Origin of the sequence: Paenibacillus sp. D2_2 (assembly GCF_031199965.1) — a bacterium.
Lineage (GTDB): Bacteria > Bacillota > Bacilli > Paenibacillales > Paenibacillaceae > Fontibacillus.
In genome coordinates, this window is sequence record NZ_CP133605.1 from 1159162 (window position 1) to 1179770 (window position 20609).

Below are 20609 nucleotides of genomic sequence, written 5' to 3' on the forward strand. Positions count from 1 at the left end.
AGGCAATAAAACAACAAATCTGTACAAAGAAATGGCTAACGATAGCCTGCAGCCCGATGCTACGATAAATACAGATCTTACAGAAAGCGCTTGCAATCAAAGAGTGCAGCCATAAGATCAACATAAATAAACAATGAGAAGGGGCTGAAACAATGAAGAAGGCATTGGTTTTATTGATGACCTGTATGCTGCTTCTAACAGCTTGTTCCTCCGGAAGCAAAGATAAAGGTACAACGGCTTCCGGCGGGGAGGAGAAGCGAAGGAAATCACGATTTGGGCTTGGGATCCCGCATTTAATATCGCAGCCTTGAATATTGCGAAGGAAGCTTATAATGCGAAGCATCCAGATGTGAAAGTGAATATCGTTGAATATGCGCAAGCGGACATCATTCAGAAGATGAATACAGGACTGAACTCTGGGACGACCAAAGGTCTACCGAATATCGTTCTGATTGAAGATTATCGGGCGCAGGGCTTCCTGCAATCTTACCCTGATTCATTTGTGGATTTAAGCGGCAAGATCAAGGCGGAGGATTTCGCTGATTATAAGATTGGGCCAACGAGTTTAAATGGCAAGCAGTATGGTGTTCCATTCGATTCGGGCGTTGCCAGGTCTATATATTCGTAAGGACTATGTAGAGCAAGCAGGATACAAGGTAGATGATTTAATGGATTTGGACTGGGGCCAATACATTGAAATCGGTAAGAAAATTAAAGCGGTCACAGGTAAGGATATGATCTCACTTGATCCGAATGATCTTGGCATTCTGCGCATGATGATTCAGTCCGCAGGATCATGGTATCTGAAGGAAGACGGGAAAACGCCGGATCTTGGCGGCAATGCTGCGTTGAAGAAAGCGATGGAGCTGTACAAGAAAATGATGGAAGCTAATATCGTCAAAGTGAATGCGGATTGGAGCCAATTTATCGCGTCGATTAACAATGGCGATGTAGCGACCGTGCCTACCGGGAACTGGATTACGCCTTCGGTCAAAGCGGAAGCGTCCCAATCCGGCAAATGGGCGATTCTGCCGATGCCTAAGCTACCGGATACGCCAAACTCCGTATATGCGACGAATCTCGGCGGAAGCTCCTGGTATGTAATGAATGTTCCAGGCTCGGAGACAGCGGCAAACTTCATGGCGGAAACCTTCGGTTCAAATGTGGATATGTATCAAACCTTGTTAACCAAAGTTGGAGCGATCGGAACACTTAAGGCGGCAGCTCAAGGCGAGGCTTATTCGAAACCGGATGAATTCTTCGGTGGGCAGCAGACTGTTAATGATTTCGCGAAATGGACGGCAGAAATTCCAAAAGTGAACTATGGTACTTCGACTTATGCGATTGAAGACATTCTGGTAGTTGAGGTTCAGAATTATTTGAACGGCAAAAATATCGATCAAGTACTTAGTGACGCGCAGTCCCAGGCAGAAGCACAGATTAAGTAATAATTATAACCCCCAGGGTGCGTTAAGCTGGCTGATATTGCAGCGCCTGGGGTTTTACTTTGCAGCAGAAAGGGGCAAGAGTAGCTATGAGAGCGCACAAACCAAGCGTCAGTATCCGTACTAAGAACGAATTGACAGGATGGAGCTTCATCCTGATTGCCGTGTTAATGATCATAACCTTCTACTTCTATCCGATGATCCAGGCGCTGATTTTATCATTCAAGAGCGGTACTGGCTCTCAGCTAAGCTTCACGGGATGGTCCAATTACGAGAGACTGCTCACGGATAAAATGTTCTTGACAGCGCTCAAGAATACGTTGATCTACTTGATTGTTCAGGTTCCGATTATGATTATTCTGGCTTTATTTATTTCCGTGCTGCTTAACGACAGCCAGCTTAAATTCAGAGGCTTCTTCCGGACAGCAATCTTCCTGCCATGCGTTACATCGCTTGTAGCCTATTCTGTTGTGTTCAAGTATTTGTTCGGGAACGATGGGCTTGTGAATCTTATGCTGATGAAGCTATCGATCATAAACGCTCCGATTGGCTGGATTACCGATCCGTTCTGGGCCAAGATCACTATTATATTGGCGATTACATGGCGGTGGACGGGTTACAATATGATCTTCTATTTGTCGGCGCTACAAAATATTGATAGCTCGATTTATGAAGCAGCCCGGATTGATGGTGCTTCGTCTACCAACCAATTTTTCAAAATAACGATTCCGATGCTTAAGCCAATCATTCTGTTTACTTCGATTACATCGACAATCGGCACGCTTCAGCTATTTGATGAAGTCGTTAATATTACAAAGGGCAGACCCGGGAATGCGACCCTCTCAATTTCGCAGTACATCTATAATCTATCGTTCAAATATACGGCTGATTTCGGATACGCGGCGACGGTGTCCTATTCTATCGTAATTATTATTATTGTGCTCTCGATCCTTCAATTCAAAGTGGCAGGTGATCAGAAATGAAGAAGCTAAAGCGCATATTTACGTACACTTTTCTGAGTATCGCAGCTTTTGTATCTATCTTTCCTTTTTTGTGGATGGTCGTAAGCGCAACGAATAAATCGGTGGAAATTACGAAAGGCAGGCTGCTTCCGGGTGGCTATTTGCTTGAAAATTTCAAGAAGCTACTGGATACGACGGAGCTTGGCACGGCATTGTGGAATTCAGCGAAAATATCTGTACTCATCACGATCCTTGCGATTCTGATTGCCTCCCTGGCGGGTTATGGATTTGAGATTTTCCGCAGCAAGGCGAAGGACATTGTATTCAGTATTTTATTGCTATCGATGATGATTCCATTCGCGGCGCTAATGGTCCCGCTATACCGGATGTTTGCCGACATATCCAATACGGCGCCGGCTATCGGGATCGATACAGTGGCTGCAGTAATACTGCCTACGGTGACGACTGCATTTCTTATTTTCTTCTTTAGACAGAGTTCGAAGATGTTCTCGAAGGATATGATCGAGGCAGGCCGAATCGACGGGCTGAGAGAGCTTGGCATATTCTTTAAAATTTTCATGCCAACGATGAAGACGACTTATGCAGCTGCAGGCATCATCACGTTCATGTCGAGTTGGAACAGCTATCTCTGGCCACTCATTGTTCTACAGTCGCCTGAGCAAAGGACGATACCGCTTCTTATATCGAATCTCGGTTCGGGATACGCACCCGATTACGGCCTGATCATGCTGGCGATTGTTATTGCGACCTTGCCGACTGCACTCGTATTTTTCTTGCTACAGAAGCATTTTGTAGCAGGCATGATGGGCTCGGTGAAGTAAGTTGAACTAATGATAGTAGGGGTGTAGGCGCCGGGTGAAATGTTCTTACGATCGCTGTTGTTCGCGGATTTCTCTGATTTAATAAATTCAAGCATGGTAGAAATCCACTCTCAAAGGCGAACGCTACGCTTCTTCAGAATCATTTCATCCTTTTGCCTTTTCCTAGCTCTTTTCTTTAGTCCAACTTATATTTTTAAAATAGGAGAGATAGAAAATGAAGATCAACACACCCAGCTTGGATTGGCTAAGCGATGTTAACGTATATGCAGTTAACCTGCTGCCAGCCCATTCGGATCATCGCTATTATCGGACCAAGGAAGAAGCCCTTCGGGGAGCTTCCATGGAGATGAAATACGAATTGAACGGAAAATGGAGATTCGCTTATTCGGTTCATCCCGATTCTCGTCCGGCAGATTTCTACCAGCTTGATCATAACTGCAGCGGTTGGCAATATATCGAGGTCCCTGGGCATATTCAGCTTCAGGGTTACGACTATCCGCAGTATGTGAATACTCAATATCCATGGGATGGTATTGAGGAGATTCGCCCGCCGCAGCTGCCGAAAAAGCGTAATCCGGTAGGCAGTTATGTGAAGGAATTTGAGCTTCCACCATCATTTGCCGGGCAGCCTGTCTTTATTTCTTTTCAGGGAGTGGAATCGGCTTTTTATGTCTGGCTGAACGGTCAGTTCATTGGCTACAGCGAAGATAGCTTTACCCCTGCCGAATTTGATCTATCTGCATCGATCCGGGATGGAGTTAATAAGCTCGCCGTTGAGGTCTATCAGCGCAGCACGGGAAGTTGGTTGGAGGATCAGGATTTCTGGAGATTTTCCGGTATTTTTCGCGAGGTGTATCTCTACACCGTTCCGCGGATTCATATTCGCGATTTATCGGTTCGGACGGATTTGGATGCGAATTATGAGTCGGGCAGCTTCACGCCAAGCTACAAATGCAAGGTGCTACTAATGGACATATCAAAGTTGAATTGATTGATTCAGACAGGAATGATGTAGGATCAGGTTCGGCCAAAATGTCAGACAGTGGCGAGGCTGCAATCGTGGTCGAAGTACCGAAGGCCAGACTTTGGAGTGCCGAAGCACCTGAATTGTATCTTATGCTGGTGTCCGTCTATGATCAGCAAGGTCAGTTGATCGAGGTTGTGCCGCAGCAGATTGGCTTCCGCAAATTTGAAATGATTGACAAGGTTATGCATCTGAACGGGAAGCGGATCGTGTTCAAAGGGGTAAACCGGCATGAATTCAATTGCAGACGTGGGCGGGCGATTACGAAAGAGGATATGCTGTTTGATATCAGGACGTTTAAACAGAACAATATAAATGCGGTTCGCACATCCCATTATCCGAATCAGAGTTTGTGGTACGAATTATGCGATCAGTATGGAATCTATGTTATTGATGAGATGAATTTGGAAACCCATGGATCCTGGCAGAAAATGGGGAGCATTGAACCATCATGGGTTATTCCCGGAGATCGGGCGGAATGGAAAGACATTGTTATGGATAGAGCCATATCTATGTACGAAAGGGACAAAAATCATCCTTCCATACTGATTTGGTCCTGTGGGAACGAGTCATATGGGGGAGAAGTCATTTATCAGGTATCACAGTATTTCCGTTCATCCGATCCGGGAAGATTAGTGCATTATGAGGGGATAGTTCATGATCGTCGTTATCATGAGACCAGCGATATGGAGAGTCGTATGTACGCCAAGGTAGTCGATATAGAAGCTTATCTAGACGATGATCCTATTAAGCCTTATATTTCTTGTGAATATATGCATGCGATGGGGAATTCTCTTGGCGGCATGTACAAATACACTGAGCTCGAGCAGAAATATTCGATGTATCAGGGTGGATTCATATGGGACTTTATAGATCAGGCCATTGTGAGAAATGATCGATATGGCAAGGAGTATCTCGCCTATGGAGGAGATTTTGGCGATCGGGCAACCGATTATTATTTCTGTGGCAATGGTATTGTATATGCGGACCGGAAATGGTCTCCCAAGATGCAGGAGGTCAAATATTTATATCAGAATGTAAAGCTGAAGGCAGACCGTAGTGGTGTGACCATTATTAATGAGAATTTGTTTACGAATACGAAAGAGTACGAACTGGAATGTATTTTGTATAAGGAAGGTAATGCGATCGAGCGTTATGTTCTTGATCTTGATGTTGCTCCGCAGAGTCAACAATGGCTGCCGCTCGAGTATGGTGCGGGCAAGTTGTCACCGGGCGAATACTGGTTCGATGCTTCCCTTAAGCTTAAAGAGAGCAAAAGCTGGGCAGATGAGGGGCATGAAATATCCTTTGGTCAATATGTGTTTCAAATAGAGGAGGATATCATAAATGGTGCGGCTTCAGTGGGAGCCAATGAGCTTGCTCCGGCGTTGAGTGTAGTTCATGGAGATGTGAATATTGGGGTTCATGGAAGGAATTTCTCTATTCTGTTCTCCAAGCAGGTCGGTAGTCTTGTCTCGCTGAACTATGCGGGGCGTGAAATGATCGCTACACCTGTGAAACCTCTGTTCTGGCGGGCCTCAACGGACAATGACCGTGGTACGGCTATGGATTACCATGCTGCAGGTTGGTATGCAGCCAGTTTTGGACCCAAATGTGTCAAAGTTGAGATCAAGGAGGAAGAAGAAGGAGTTAGTATCATTTTTGATTATGCGCTGAGTATCAGTCCTGAAGTGAAGACATTCGTAGGTTATACGGTCTATTCCGATGGAAGTATTCGAGTGCGGTCAACCTATCACGGGACTCCAGGACTGCCCGATCTTCCGATCTTTGCACTTAGCTTCAAGATGCCAGCAGCCTATCATAAATTAGAATGGTATGCCATGGGGCCGGAGGAGAATTATCAGGATCGTTGCCTCGGGCAAGACTTTGCTACTTTGAGAATACCGCTGAGGACAACATATCTGAATACCTAGTTCCGCAGGAATCCGGAAATCGAACGGGCGTGCGCCGCGTAAGGATACTTGATGCCGAACGGACAGGAATTGCGATATCAGCGGATCCGCGTCAACCCGTAGAATGCAGCATATCGCCTTATACTGCTTTTGAGCTTGAGCACGCTATGCTCCGTTATGAGCTGCCTCCCGTTCACTATACGGTAATTACGGTAGCCGGCCAACAAATGGGCGTAGGCGGGGATGACAGTTGGGGAGCTCCAGTTCATGAAGAATTCCGAATTCCATCTAGCCGCGAGATGCAGTTTGAATTCTGGATCACGGCGGAGTGAGATTCTCACTGTTAGTGAAACAGTAATAGGACTGTGCAGAAAAGCCAGAAAAGTACGTTTAAAGCGGCTTGTTATCAAGTCGGCTTTAGCTCTGTAGGCTTTGGAATCCTCCTTTCCGGTGTGGACCTCAATCGACAGAATCAACATATGAACAGGGAAATATTGTTGCAAAAAGGAGAATATTTATATTTTGTAGAATACATTCTTATATGTGAGTTTAATGGAAATAAATGACTCACATAAAAGATTGAGGGAGGATTTAGTGAATGGAGAAAGGCAAGGTGTTTATGCCGGCGATTGCCGCGCTGCTTGCGGCGATTATTGGCGCAGTCGTATGGGCTCTTATCATCGTATTAACAGATTATGAGCTCGGAATCATTGCATGGGGATTGGATTACTAACCGCTTTCGCTGTTAGATTTTTCTCGCCGAGAATCACTCCTATGCAGCAGATTATTGCGGTTATTGCCAGTTTGGTAGGTATTGTACTTGGGAAGTTCTTTGCGCTATCCTACGGATGGAATCAGGGAATGGACGGAATGTTCAGCAGTTATTCAATTACGTTCTTTACGGATAATATTATGGAGATAGCTCAACCGATGGATATTGTCTTCATCGTGTTGGCTGTTGTGACGGCATGGCAATTACCAGCAAAAATGTCCAAGCGTAAAGAGGCGGCAAACGATGCTAACGAAGCTCCTGCTACACCGGTGGAGTAAGAGTTTCTATACTTCATTGTAAATACATAATAGTAAAAGCGTCCCTACATTTGAAGACAAATGAGGGACGCTTTTTTTAACCTTCTTAAACGAAGCTGCAGAAATTACAATCGTCCTGCAGCTTTCACCTTCACCAGCAGAGCGTTACCTGGTAGATACGCAATCGGAATATCCTCGGATACTACGATCTGCACCGTATCGCGATTTGCACCAGCCAGAACGGCTTGGTTAATAGCGTGGTTACGCGCATCCTCCATAGCTTGGTCGTATGTCATCTCATCCAGCGAGTAGATCCGCTCGGTCTCGCCACTTACCTCACCCAGGGCGGCACCAATTGCATTCGCCGCATCGTAATGATCAGGCCTCACGATTTTAGCCACACCCTCAAGCTTGTCGGCAACGAGAATGCTTCCGCCACCTACGAGAATAACATCGACGGCATCTGCACTTGTCTTCATTCGATCAATCGCATCCTCGATATCCTGCGTGATGATCTCATCGGCTCTGCGACAGATCGATTCATCAAGATCATTCGTCTGCACACCTTCCCAATGATAGCGTCCTAGCTTGACCGCTACGTCTGTGGCTGTAGTGTATCCCCGCCAAAGATACGGGCGCGCTTCAATAGCTCATACCCGACACTGTCCGGGCCAACCGTGACTTGATCCTGCCCCGCATCTGCACGGACAATCGTACCGCCACCGATGCCAATCGATAGAATATCCGGCATGCGGAAATTCGTGCGAACTCCTCCGATCTCCACAGCCGCCGATGACTGACGCGGGAAGCCTTGCCAGAGAACGCCGATATCCGTCGTTGTACCGCCAATATCTACAACAAGGGCGTTGTTCAAGCCTGACAGGTGAGCCGCACCGCGAATCGAGTTCGTTGGTCCGCAGGCGATCGTCAGAATCGGGTAGCGCAGCGCATATTCACTACGCATCAGCGTCCCGTCATTTTGACAAATATATACGCCAGCATCAATGCCAAAGCCTTGCAGCGCATCTTCAAATCCCTTGACCACTCCTGCGATTACGTTCAGTAATGTGCCGTTGAGTAGAGAGGCGTTCTCCCGCTCAAGCAGTCCGATACTCCCGATCTCATGTGACAGGGTTACTGGCATATCCGCACCAAATACTGACTTGGCAAGCTGTTCAACACGTTTCTCCTGAGAGGTGTTCACTGGCGAGAATACGCCGCATACAGCGATCGCTTCGACTTGGCCTTTCATCTTCATGAAGCAGTCCGTGATCTCTTGCTCATCCAAATCTACAATCGTTCGACCGTCATATTCATAACCGCCGTGAACGACATAAGCGTGTCGTCCAACCGCTGCGCGTAATGTGTCATCCCAGTCGGCTAGCGGTGGAACCGAGGTTGTCGCCGGTGCTCCGATGCGGATCAAGCCAACTTTGCCGAGATGCTTGCGCTCCACAATGGCATTCGTACAATGCGTAGTCCCCAGCATCGCATAACGGACCTGTACCGGATTAACATTGCTCTCGGAGAGAAGACGACGAATCGACTCGATAATTCCTTCATTAACATCGCGTGTCGTGTGTACTTTTACCGTATGAATCGTGTTCAACTTCGAATCGAGCAAGGCTGCATCCGTATTTGTTCCGCCGACATCCACTCCGATGCGGTAAATTTCTTCGTTGTTATCCATGTTCGTATGTGACATTACCGTGCATCCCCTTTCTGTGATGTCAGCTTCTCAATCGGTACATATGGCACATCATAGCCAAAATACTGCGGTCCGACCGTATCAAGCCCCTTCGCTGTGCGCCATTTCGGATCACAAGGGAAACCAACAGCGGTTACCCGGGATCCGTATTTCAAGTTCTCTGTCGTAATTGGCATGCCTGTATCCTGGTCTAGCAGGGAGATCAAATCTGGAGTCACAGCGAGCGACTGGCCATCCTCTGTGGCCAAGAGGAACTCATTCTGGAAGAACAACCGCATCGTGCGGCCCTTCAGTTCATCCGTTCCTTCAAATACGGCTTCGCCACGCGTAAATCCACCTTCTGTCCGACGGCGAATGTCTACTGCTTTACCATGGAACAATGCATATCCATGCAAATGCTTCAACAGGGCTTCGATCGGATTCTGACGTACATCCTTGGATTCAAATAGTATTTTGCCAATCTCATAAGCGAGCGTTAACGTATGGTGAACGGCACTCTGCTTCACTTGTGCGCCTGTGACTGGATAATCGCAGATCGATGCGGATCCGCCCATCTGAATCGTAATCGCACGCGCCATTCGCTCTTCCCAGACACCGTCGATCGCATGCATCAGCACGGCGTTACCACGTTCATCTGCCATCGTAATCGGACTGCAGTCAATGCCGTCCAGATAGAAAGTGACCATTTGCGATTCGGGAAAAGCACGTCCCATCGCATCCGCATCCAGCAGGGGGATACCACGTTCCGCAGCTGCGATGACAGGAACTAGTGAATTTCCGCCACCGACCTCAATCGGCATAATGGCAGTTACCTTGCGACCGAGTTCTTTTTCGATCAGATCGAGAGGCTTGGTCATTTGCTCCGTTGAAGGAATCTTCTCGTTCATTACCGTAGGCGCTCCGATCATGGACAGAGGAACGACGAGAGCGTCGTCCTCCAGATCCTCAGGGTTGAGTACACGCACAGGACCATATTTATGAATGGCCTCTAGCGCCATCAATTTACCGATATGGGGGTCGCCACCCCGCCGGTACCGAGCACTGCCGCACCTACGGCAATATATTTAACCGCTTGTTCATTTAACTTAGTAAGCTTGAAGTTTGTCATGATGTTATCCTTTCTTCGTCATGATTTTACCAACGATCCATTGCACAATAAATGCAAAGATAAATGCGTCTAATGCCGGAACTCTCGTCAGCTGGAACCAGCCAAATCCGTCTGGAGCAGCCGTTGTCATATAAGCAAAGAGCGTAGCCGCAACCCATACTACCAGGGAACGAATAACCCAGTTCTTGTTACGGTCAATCCCTTCAAAGGTGAATTTCTTGGAATTCACGAGCAAATACTCTGCCGTGTAGATCCCGCCGATTGGCGAGACAAAGCTAGTAATTACATTCAGGAAAGACAAAAATTTATCGTAGATACCGAACACAGCGAGTAGTGTAGCAATAAGACCGGCAATGATTGTAATTAGCTTTTTAGGAATCCGGTTGAACACAACGGAGAATCCGAGCGATGCCGAATATAAATTGTTCGTATTTGTGGTCCATTGCGCTAGCGTTAAGACGATAATAGCGGGAAGCCCCAGCCCTAACATAATGAAGATATTTGTCAGATCATCTGTGTCCATGAGGCGGGACAAGAAGATCGCGATAACAGTCATGAAGCTGTTGCCAACGAAAAAGCCGATAAAAGCTGCGGTGACCGCATGCTTCGGTGTGCGCGCCCAGCGGGCAATATCCGGTGATAGCACCGTACCGACAATAAAGATTCCGATAACTAAGGAGATTGCTGTCCCCATCGGAATTGGCGATCCACTGATCGGTTCCCAGATGGCAGAAGTTCCTTTTAGATGGAAGGCTGTAAAAATGGCAATACCAATAAAAATCACAAGCAGCGGTACCGACCAAGTACTTAATCTTTCAATTGAACGATATCCCCAAATGGCCGTCGACATCATCAGCATTCCGCCAATAAACGAGAGCAAGCCTAAGGACAAATCGATTCCCCATAATTTATGAAAAGCCGTCTGCATATTCGAGGCGAAGAATCCTGCCTGCACACCGAACCACCCGAGCGAGAAAATACCTAGAACTATCGATACGATTCGTGCTCCCATGTTACCGAATAAGAAGCGGCTGATCATCGCCGTAGATAATCCCGTCTTGGCTCCGACATACGCACAGAGTGCGCCGATAAGTCCCAGAATCAATGAACCGACCATCGTGGCCGTAAGCGAGTCGGCGAGATTCATGCCGTTGCCTAACTCCGCCCCTAGGAACATCGCTGATAAGTCAATTCCAATCGCAATCCATACTAGAGACATGGACAGCCATCTTTTCCGCAGATGCGCGGAACAGGCTCTCTTTCAAAATCTTGCGTTTTCGAATCATTACTGTGTACTTGAGTTACTTCTGCCTCTGACATTGTCCCATCCCCTTGATGTTCATCTAGTAGTGTGTGTTCAAAAAGGCCAGTTTTCAGCACCGAGAAGGTTGAAAGAAGCTAGGGCATGAGGAGCGGAGCGTACGTAGTGTCTACGTGAGCACCGGAAGGCCCGGCTGAATTCAAGATTCGATGTCGAATTTGCTTCCTGATTCACTTCGTGATCAAAAGTGGACTTTTTGAACAACCTCTAGTAGTAGTTATGAGCCCGCTCCGTTCCAATACATATCAAATGCATGGTTCAGCTTGCGCTCATAAACTTCCCTGGAGGTGTAATAGAAATATTGCATACTTAATCCATCCATCAAGTTGAGAAAAGCATCAACGAGTAGCTGCACAGGTTGTTCGCGAATCACACCTTCTTCGATACCTTGCATGATTAACTGCTCAATGATCTGCGTCAGTAGCTCGTCCGATTGCAGAAAGGCTTCCTCGATTGTCTCTTTCAAAAATACAGGCGGGAAGATGATATACCGCAGTACGATCAAGCTCGCCTCTGGATTTTGCTGATAGAATTCATACTGTCTAGTCAGAACCCGGTTGAGGCTCTCCTTCGCACCAAGTGATTTCTGGTCCTTGAGGAGCTCCTGAATGAACGTATTGTACAGCTGCATCGCTTCACGAAAGACGGCCATGAATAGATCCTCTTTGTTCTCGTAAAATGCATAGATCGCAGGTGTCTTTACGCCTACTTCCTTAGCAATTTCAGAGAGCGCTGTACCGTCGTACCCTTTCTCTCCGAATAGCTTCATTGCTGCTTCTCTCAACTTATTTTTGGTCATGAATATTCTCACACTCCGTACTTAATTAACGTTAATTAAAAAGTAATATACATCCAGGTGAATAAAAATGCAATACTTTTTGTAAAAATACGTTATTTAAAGTTGGGGAGATATGAAGGAAAAATTTCGGGGTAATGGGAATCTACTATTTTATGTTATAATATAGAACAAATGTTCCATAATAGGAATTGGCAGGTGAAACAATGAAGGATCAAGTGAAGATCGCCGTAAGGCCACTTGTCGAGTATGTGTTCCGTAGCGGGAGTCTGGATAGCGGGTTCAGGACAGGAACCGCGTTGAGCGAAGGGACGAAGGCGCATCAGCAGGTACAGCGAAGCTACGGTGAGGCAGATCAGAAGGAAGTATATCTAGCAGCGGAGATTCCCTATGGAGATCTGCTGTTTGTCATAGAGGGAAGATGCGATGGATTGTTGGTTCTGGAGAACGGCTCGGTGATGATCGATGAGATCAAATCGAGCTCCGGCGACATCCCGGTGGCGATGGACGAGACCTATCCGGTACATTGGGCACAGGCAAAATGCTACGCCTATATGTACGCAAGAGAGCATGGGGCTCAGCGAATGAAGATTCAGCTGACTTATGTGCAGATCATTACGGGAGAGCAACGGCGGTTCCAGCAGGAGGCGGATTTTGCCGAGCTGGAGGCTTTTGTAAATGAGATCGTTGAGCAGTATGCGCCTTATGCACAAATGCTTCGGGATCACCGGATAGCAAGGAACAAGAGCATTAGCGAGCTGAACTTCCCATTCACATCATACCGGGATGGACAGCGTAAATTGGTGGGGGCTGTCTATAAAGTGATCGGTGAGGGAGTGCATTTATTCGCCAAGGCCCCGACGGGGATCGGCAAGACGATCTCGACGACTTTTCCAGCAGTGAAGGCGATGGGAGAGGGACGGCTGGAGCGTATTTTCTATTTAACGGCCAAGACGATTACCCGTACAGCTGCGGAGGATACATTCTTTTTGCTGCAAGCCAAAGGCTTGCATCTGCATGTAGTTACGATCACTGCCAAGGAGAAAATCTGCCCTCAGGACCGGGTAAGCTGCCGCAAGGAGGATTGCCCCTTCGCGGACGGATATTATGATCGGATTAACGGGGCTGTTCTTGATATATTGGCGAATGAGACGCTTATCGGGCGGAAGAAGATTGAAGAGTATGCGCACAAGCACCGGGTATGTCCCTTTGAATTCTCGCTTGATCTTGCCTATGCGGCGGATGTAGTGATTTGTGATTATAACTATATTTTCGATCCGAGAGTATCTCTGAAAAGAATGTTTGCGGAGTCCAAGAGCCGCACTACGCTGTTGATCGATGAGGCTCATAACCTGGTGGACCGGGCCCGTGAGATGTACTCCGCATCCCTGAATAAAGGGGATTTCCTTAGTCTGCAACGGGAGTATAAAGGCCTTAATACTGAGGTGCATCAGGCGGCGAAGACCGTGAATGGCTTCTTCATTCAATTACGCAAAGATGCGGTAGATTCGGGCAGGAAGGAGCAAATATCTCAGCAGGTTCCGACACAGTTGGTTGAACAGGTCGAGCATTTTATTCTTGCCGCGGAGCAGGAGCTGAGTTCTCGTCAGAATGGGGAACAGGGGCAATTGCTGCTGCAGACCTATTTCGCCGCGCAGAGCTTCGTCAGGATCAGCAAGCTGTATGATGAAAGATACGTAACCTATGCGGAGATCTCCTCAAGGGAGGTATCTATGAAGTTGTTCTGTCTCGATCCGTCCCACTTGCTGCGGGAGATGGGAAAAGGCTACTGTTCGCATATTTACTTCTCGGCAACGTTAACACCAATGTCATATTATCGAGATATGCTGGGGGCGAGGGAAGAGGACTATACATTGTCGTTACCTTCTCCCTTCCATCGCGAGCAGCTTGAAGTACAGATCAAGCCGTTGTCCACACGTTATCATGACCGTGAGGGAACGAAGCTACAAGTGGCAGAGATGCTTAGACGAATGATGGCTGGGCGTCCGGGCAATTATCTGTTCTTTTTTCCTTCCTATGCTTATATGAATCTCGTCTATGAAGCGTTTATCTCTGACTTTGCGGATGAGACTGGTTTGCGCGTTCTGCTGCAGCGGGGGGATTTGACGGAAGAAGAACGGGAGGGCTTCCTGGCGGCGTTCGATGCTGACAATGAAGGAACATTGGCCGGCTTTGCAGTAATGGGTGGCATTTTCTCCGAGGGGATTGATCTGGTCGGCGACCGCCTGATTGGCGTAGCGATTATTGGGGTAGGATTACCGCAGCTCGGTTTGGAACGGAACATTATCCGCGATTATTTTAATGCTGGAGGCAAGAATGGGTTCGACTATGCCTACGTCTATCCAGGGATGAACAAAGTGCTGCAGGCCGGAGGCCGCCTCATACGCACCGAGACAGATCAAGGAAGACTGCTGCTGATCGATGATCGCTATCTTCAGACTCATTATGCGGGGTTGTTGCCGGAGGAGTGGAGGTGAGGAAGTTAAATTACTATTATCGGAAGAATAGTGATAGTGAAGAATCTTTGGATTGAATAAACTTCTATTAGTTTAGGCTTGTTATGTACATTCCAAGGCTGAAGGAGATTATAATGGCGATACGATTACATTGGAGTCGAAATATCGAGCGCAGGAAGAAACAAGAGAGATTGATAAATAAAAGCCCCACGATCATATCCAACAACTGTATTGCAGGCATTATGTACTACGATTTGAACATCAGGTATAAATCTCCGACGATTAATTTGTGTTTTTCTCCAGAAGACTTCATAAGATATATTAGTCATTTAGCAGACTATTCAAACTCAGAATTGGTTGAAGAAATGGATCCGACAATATCCTATCCTATTGGCGTTTTACATAACAGATTTGGAGAAGTCAGGATTCATTTCATGCACTATAAATCCTTTCAAGTGGCTAAAGAAAAGTGGGAGGAACGTACACGCCGTATAGACTATGACAATACATATATTATCATGGATGCTGGAATTGATTGCCCTAGCGAAATATTGGAACAGTTCGATCAGTTAACGTACTCCAACAAAGTTATTCTTACGAATGGCATGCTTGATAAAGTTCGCTCATCCTTTCCGATGACATTTTACGATGAGAAGTATTTTTACGGCAAAATACTGTCATATAAAAATTGGTTCAGTGCCAAAAGGTATTTGGATGAATTTGATTATGTGCATTTTTTGAATTCGGGGGAGATACCGAACAATTGTCGCTGCTAACAGGAATATTGATTGAAAAACATAAGAAATAGAAAACAACTGGCATTCTTGGCGTTGGTCATATGATCTGTCCAACTCTGAAAGAATGCCAGTTACTGTTTTAAAACCATAGGATCTTAAGAAAGTTGCGCTTGTCTTACTTCTGAAACGGAGATCCAGCCCTCCAAATTGTTCGTGCAGACGAGTAGGTCGGGATATTCTGCCCATGCTTGGAGGGAGGCTTCATCATCGGGAGTCCAGACCATCAAGCGGACGTCTTCTTCCCGGCAGCGTTCGATGAAGGACGGAGTAACATATATATGCTTGACGGACAGATACTTGCCACGCAACTGTGCAAGATAAGGAAAGAGGGAAGCCGAAGCTCCATAAGAGATCAGGCCTATGGCGATCTCGGAGTCGAGCTCTCTTACTCTTTCGATGGAATAATGATCGAAGGAGGAGAGGATCACCTGCTCCTTCATACCCAGACGAATAATGACTTCTAGCGTAGCCGACTCCAGACCCGGCATAGCATCCCCGGTCTGCTTTAGCTCGATATCGACGATCAACTGATCCTTCAAGAGCAGAAGCGCTTCCTCCAGAGTCGGAATTTGCTCTCCTTCTCCCGCATCAAGCTGCTTCAATTCTTGCAATGTATGAGAGCGGACCAATCCTTGCCCATTCGTAGTCCTGTCCAAGGTCGCGTCATGAATGACCACAGGTATGCCATCGCTTGTTAACTGCACGTCCAGCTCCAGATGATCGAAGCCCATTTCGAGAGCGGCGCGGAAGCCACGAAGTGTATTTTCTGGATACTTGAGTGGGTAACCCCGGTGAGCGATTCCATGTATTTTAGACATTTCTTATTCCTCCAATTTCTCTATATAATTCCGAAAATTTTGGATCAACAGCTTCTATATAACGTTCCATTGCTTCTAATACTCCCTCGCTATAGCTAGCCTCACATACATAATCGGCGGCCTGTTTTAATTCATCCGGGCTGTTAGCAACAGCTACCCCTATACCCGCGGCTTCCAGCATTGGCAGGTCATTGAGCTGATTCCCGATCGTCATCACCTGATCCAAGGGAATATCAAGCATTGCTGCCAATCGATGCAGTGCTGTGCCTTTGCTAACTTGACCCGGAACCAGCTCTAGATAATTGTCCTCCGATTGAAAAGCAGTGATCATGGAGTGAAGCACCGGAGAACGTTCTGCGAACTCGGCGAACAAGCGGCGGCTGTGTTCCACTGGGCCGAGCAGGATTGCTTTCTCAATTTCCGTGCCGCATTCCTGAATTTCATGCAGACTGATGAGCGAGCAGGTAACACCTTCTTTTCGTTCATAAGCAGCGATATTTATATTCCTGGCCAAGGTTTGTACCTCGTCCCCGCAAAAAAGCAGGACATCCAGCCCGGATTGATCCGCTGTGGTTAGCAGGTCATATAGGCTGTTGAGGGAAATCCCGTAGCGTTCAAGCGGCATTCCGTTAGCCGCGGTCAACACCGCGCCGTTGCAAAGAATGATCGGCAGATTGAGCTTCAACTGCTGAATAATCGGGCGAGCTGTAATAAAAGGCCGTCCGGTCGCCAGTGTAAAGTAGCCACCTTGATTGATGTACTCACGAATGGCAGTTGCGGTAGAGCTTGGTAAGGTATGATCGGCGGAGAGCAATGTACCGTCCAAATCGCTAACAATAAGTCGAATTGGATTCACGAACAACATCCCTTCTGTTATAGGTCTTCCGCGTCAGTTAGAAGGTTGTCTCTATTCTCCACCGTAACTTGTGCGGCTTAAGAGGCATGAGCCAATTGAACTTCTGTACATATCAAACTACTAACTTACCTAATTGTAAAAAGTGCAACTAAATGAGCGACGATAGGCATCCACACTTCAATCATTTAAAAGTCGAATTGGCCATGGCCGAGACGATATGTTTCTGCATGACCATAAATACGAGCACGATCGGGATGATCGCCATGACGCTTGCGGCCATGATGATGTGGAAGTACATCGCTTCATCTCCGGCGATTGAGTCGCGGAGCATGGCGATGCCGACCGACAGTACGCGCATATTGTTCGTGTTGGTCATGATCAGTGGCCAGAAGTAAGAGTTCCAAGACGAGATGAAGGTCAGCACCCCGAGCGTAACAACCGTAGGCTTCGCCATCGGAAGTAGGATGCGATAGAGCATCGTGAACCAGGCTCCGTCGACACGGGCTGCTTCTAGCACATCATTGTTAAGCGACTTGAACGCCTGCCGCAGCAAGAAGATCCCGTAGGCCGAGGCTCCGCTCGGTACGATGAGCGCCCAGAACGTATCGAGCCAGTGCACCTTCGACATCATGACATAAACCGGTACGAAGGTAACCTGATCGGGTACGATGAGCGCGGCCAGGACGAGGAAGAACAGCACTCCCTTGCCCCAAAATCTTCCCTTGGCAAAGGCGAAGGCCGCCATCAGCGCAACATTGAGCTGGAGAATGACGATACCGATCGACATTACTAAAGTATTCATGAAAAAGCGGGCATAGGGGATGACCCGGAATGCTTCGGTATAATTGCTCCAATGGAATGACTTAGGCCATAACGTCGGCACCGCGAGCCGCATCTCCGCTTGCGTCTTGAATGAGCTGATCAGGAGCCAATAGATCGGGAAAAAGATCAAGGCAGTTATTACGACGCCTATCGCGGTACGCATCGAGAAACGCAGACGGTGCTGCTTATCTCCAGCCATTCGGCTATCCCTCATAGTGCACCTGCTTTCTGCTGACGAGCCATTGGATGATCGTCAGTACAAGGATGATGACGAATAAGATCATGACTAGTGCAGAAGCTCTGCCAGTCTTGAATTCGGTGAAGGCCATCGTATAGATCCAATAGACAATGGCATTCGTTGCCTGCAGCGGTCCGCCGTTAGTCATGATGTCGATGGACTGGAACACCTGCATAGATGAGATAAACGTCGTGATGACAAGGAACAGTGTCATTGGCGACAAGAGCGGCAGCGTAATGTACTTGAAGCGGCTCAGCCCGGAGGCTCCGTCGATTGCGGCAGCCTCATAGTATTCATTCGGGATGCCGCGCATGCCGGAGATGAACAGCATCATGGCGAAGCCGACGCCTTTCCAGACCGAGACTGCGACCAGTGCCGGCAGCGCCGTGGATGGGTTGGTTAGCCATTGGATCGGTTCGAATCCCATAAGCTCGGTGACACGATTGAGCAAACCGTATTTCCCGTTGTAAATCCACGTGAATACCATCGCTGCAATGACCATGGAGATATAATGCGGCATGAAAATAATTCCGCGCATGACCGCATACATTTTGGAACGAAAGACGTTGAACAGAATCGCCAGCAAAAGGCCGATCGTTAAAGTTAGCACAACATCAAGGAGCGTGTAATGCAGGGTAACCTTGAGCGATTGGTACAGATCCTCATTCTTGAATAGCTTGACATAGTTGTCCGTGCCGACGAATTTCTTTACCAGCTTGGTCATATTCCAGTTCGTGAAGCTGATGTAGACCGAATTCAGCAGCGGATAATATAAGAATAGACCAAGGAAAATCAGTGCCGGGACGGCGAACATGAAGTCTTTGGCTTTCTCTATCCATCGAAGATACTTTTTACTAGTGTAAGGAGAGACGTCCGCTTTAGCGGTCGTCTCCCTGATCAATTGAGCAGATTGTGAATTGCTGTTCATCATCATTCATAATCCTCAAGAATTTGATTCATTTTTTTGGCCGCTTCCGGCATTAGCTGTGCAGGGTCGGCTTGGTTCAGAACCATTTCGCCGATCACTTCCTTGTACTCGGAGCTGAATTCCGGATAAGCCGGGTGCTGCAGACGTGGAGTAACATTATCGAAGTTGTCGAATACAGCCTTGTATTGCGGCCAGCGCTGGAAGTAGGCTTTTCCTTCTTCTGTCTCAAGCGCCGATTTGCGAGTTGGCAGGTAGCCTACCGATTCCGCCCAGCCAATATTGTTTTCTGCAGCGGTCATGAATTCCACGAACTTCCAAGCTGCTTCTTTCTCCAGATCACTGGCTCCGTCCATAATGACGATTCCTGCTCCACCAATATTGGAGGTACGAGTCTTGTCACCAGGCAGGAAGGATACACCAACCTCGAAGCTGGCATTCTCACGGTAAGTCTTCAACATGGCGGAAGTATGCTCAACCATCGCAATTTGGCCGTCGAGGAACATTTGACGCATGTTGTCTGAAGCACCCTTGCCGTAGCCCATCTGCATCGAGCCTTCCTTGATCCACTTTTGGAAGTTCTGTACGTAGCGCAGCGATTCCGGCGTGTCTACAGCTGCTTTGCCTTCCGTATTCAGAATCTGGCCACCGCCGTTGATCAACCATGGATCATAGTACCAAGTGTCCCAGCCGGGAACAGCGAAAGCATAACGAGTCGTCTTGCCGTCCTTGCGCTCGGTTACTTTCTCGTTAAAAGCTTCAATCTCATCCCAGGTTTGCGGCGGTTGTATGCCAAGCTGGTCGAGCAAGGTCTTGTTGTACACGAACACGCTCGTGCTAACGATCAACGGGAAGCCGAATTGCTTGCCATTGTAGGCATAGGCTTGGAGCATTCCTTTGGCAAAATCGTTCGTATCCACGCCATCGCGATTGATCCAAGGCGTGAGATCGGCGAACACGCCGCTGTCCGCGAAATTCGGCAGGGAAGCGACTTCGACATTCGTTACGGCAGGGACATCGCCTGCGGCTACAGCTGCCTGAAGTTTTTTGTGCAGATCGTCATAACCGCCTTGGAATACGGGTTCTACTGTAATGTGCGGGTATTTAGCGTGAAAAGCCTCGATCATTTTATTCAAGCCTTCGATCTGAGCGTCACCATGAGCGTGCCAGTATTGAATCGTAATTGGTGTAGTGTCGTCTTTGAGGCCGGAATCAGCCACTGCTGCAGAAGAGTTATTTCCCTTGCCAGCAGCATCAGCGCTACCAGCCGTATTCGAATTGCTACCACACGCCGCCAGCGTCAGAGTGAGGATGATGGCGAGTACCGGGTTTAGCCATTTCATTGTTTTCATGGATATGAAAACTCCTTCTTCTTATCGAAATCTGGAATTTAAATGCGAGTTCAAAATGAAAGACAACACTAAAAAGAGACGATTGAATAAACAGCCAAAAGCGCATACCACCTCCTGTAGTTAGGAATTGCATGTCATGTGCCCTTGGGTTATCTCATCGTCTCCACCCAAAAGAA

Annotated in this window: 13 protein-coding genes and 4 pseudogenes; 8 read left to right on the forward strand and 9 right to left on the reverse strand. The window is 47.5% G+C overall.

The genetic code is table 11. The features are described 5' to 3' along the window. Positions 1-152: 152 nt before the first annotated feature. From RE628_RS05685 to RE628_RS05710, 6 genes and pseudogenes are all read left to right on the forward strand, one after another. Positions 153-1448, forward strand: a pseudogene (locus RE628_RS05685) (ABC transporter substrate-binding protein). A gap of 86 nt (positions 1449-1534) precedes the next feature. Next, positions 1535-2428 carry a carbohydrate ABC transporter permease gene (locus tag RE628_RS05690; RefSeq protein WP_309157830.1) on the forward strand — a complete coding sequence of 298 codons (894 nt, stop codon included), beginning with the start codon at positions 1535-1537 and terminating at the stop codon, positions 2426-2428. After that, positions 2425-3249 (forward strand): carbohydrate ABC transporter permease, encoded by an 825-nt coding sequence (locus RE628_RS05695; protein WP_309157831.1) that lies wholly within the window; start codon positions 2425-2427, stop codon positions 3247-3249. The genes RE628_RS05690 and RE628_RS05695 overlap by 4 nt, the downstream gene beginning before the upstream one ends. A 214-nt stretch (positions 3250-3463) precedes the next feature. Beyond that, positions 3464-6518, forward strand: a pseudogene (locus tag RE628_RS05700) (glycoside hydrolase family 2 TIM barrel-domain containing protein). Positions 6519-6784: 266 nt separating this feature from the next. Continuing rightward, positions 6785-6919 carry a hypothetical protein gene (locus RE628_RS05705; RefSeq protein ID WP_309157832.1) on the forward strand — a complete coding sequence of 45 codons (135 nt, stop codon included), beginning with the start codon at positions 6785-6787 and terminating at the stop codon, positions 6917-6919. Continuing rightward, positions 6901-7236 carry a hypothetical protein gene (locus RE628_RS05710; RefSeq protein ID WP_309157833.1) on the forward strand — a complete coding sequence of 112 codons (336 nt, stop codon included), beginning with the start codon at positions 6901-6903 and terminating at the stop codon, positions 7234-7236. Before RE628_RS05705 ends, RE628_RS05710 begins: the two co-directional genes overlap by 19 nt. A gap of 104 nt (positions 7237-7340) precedes the next feature. On the opposite strand, the pseudogene RE628_RS05715 reads toward RE628_RS05710, so the two are convergent. The 4 genes and pseudogenes from RE628_RS05715 to RE628_RS05730 all read right to left on the reverse strand — a co-directional run bounded on the left by RE628_RS05715 (position 7341) and on the right by RE628_RS05730 (position 12151). Beyond that, a pseudogene (locus RE628_RS05715) lies at positions 7341-8920 on the reverse strand (ROK family protein). Beyond that, positions 8920-10031, reverse strand: a pseudogene (locus RE628_RS05720) (DUF917 domain-containing protein). The pseudogenes RE628_RS05715 and RE628_RS05720 overlap by 1 nt, the downstream one beginning before the upstream one ends. Positions 10032-10035: 4 nt before the next feature. Continuing rightward, entirely contained in the window at positions 10036-11250 is a 1215-nt protein-coding gene (locus RE628_RS05725) for a cytosine permease (protein WP_309157834.1), read from the reverse strand. Between the two features lie 319 nt (positions 11251-11569). Further along, positions 11570-12151 carry a TetR/AcrR family transcriptional regulator gene (locus RE628_RS05730; protein ID WP_309157835.1) on the reverse strand — a complete coding sequence of 194 codons (582 nt, stop codon included), beginning with the start codon at positions 12149-12151 and terminating at the stop codon, positions 11570-11572. 203 nt (positions 12152-12354) lie between these two features. Between RE628_RS05730 and RE628_RS05735 the strand changes: the two genes are divergently transcribed. Next, positions 12355-14646 (forward strand): ATP-dependent DNA helicase, encoded by a 2292-nt coding sequence (locus tag RE628_RS05735; protein ID WP_309157836.1) that lies wholly within the window; start codon positions 12355-12357, stop codon positions 14644-14646. 113 nt (positions 14647-14759) lie between these two features. Then, the gene (locus RE628_RS05740; protein WP_309157837.1) at positions 14760-15401 is read left to right on the forward strand and encodes a DUF1919 domain-containing protein; all 642 of its coding nucleotides are present in this window, start codon (positions 14760-14762) and stop codon (positions 15399-15401) included. Between the two features lie 116 nt (positions 15402-15517). Here RE628_RS05740 and RE628_RS05745 read toward each other — a convergent pair whose 3' ends face one another. From RE628_RS05745 to RE628_RS05765, 5 genes are all read right to left on the reverse strand, one after another. After that, complete coding sequence (locus RE628_RS05745) at positions 15518-16240, reverse strand: glycerophosphodiester phosphodiesterase (protein WP_309157838.1); 723 nt, start codon at positions 16238-16240, stop codon at positions 15518-15520. Then, positions 16233-17096 (reverse strand): HAD family hydrolase, encoded by an 864-nt coding sequence (locus RE628_RS05750; protein WP_309157839.1) that lies wholly within the window; start codon positions 17094-17096, stop codon positions 16233-16235. Before RE628_RS05750 ends, RE628_RS05745 begins: the two co-directional genes overlap by 8 nt. 181 nt (positions 17097-17277) lie before the next feature. Further along, on the reverse strand, positions 17278-18132 hold the full coding sequence (locus tag RE628_RS05755) for a carbohydrate ABC transporter permease (RefSeq protein WP_309157840.1): 855 nt from the start codon (positions 18130-18132) through the stop codon (positions 17278-17280). Further along, positions 18122-19084 carry a carbohydrate ABC transporter permease gene (locus RE628_RS05760; protein WP_309159382.1) on the reverse strand — a complete coding sequence of 321 codons (963 nt, stop codon included), beginning with the start codon at positions 19082-19084 and terminating at the stop codon, positions 18122-18124. Before RE628_RS05760 ends, RE628_RS05755 begins: the two co-directional genes overlap by 11 nt. A 2-nt stretch (positions 19085-19086) precedes the next feature. After that, on the reverse strand, positions 19087-20433 hold the full coding sequence (locus RE628_RS05765) for an ABC transporter substrate-binding protein (protein ID WP_309157841.1): 1347 nt from the start codon (positions 20431-20433) through the stop codon (positions 19087-19089). Positions 20434-20609 lie beyond the last annotated feature (176 nt).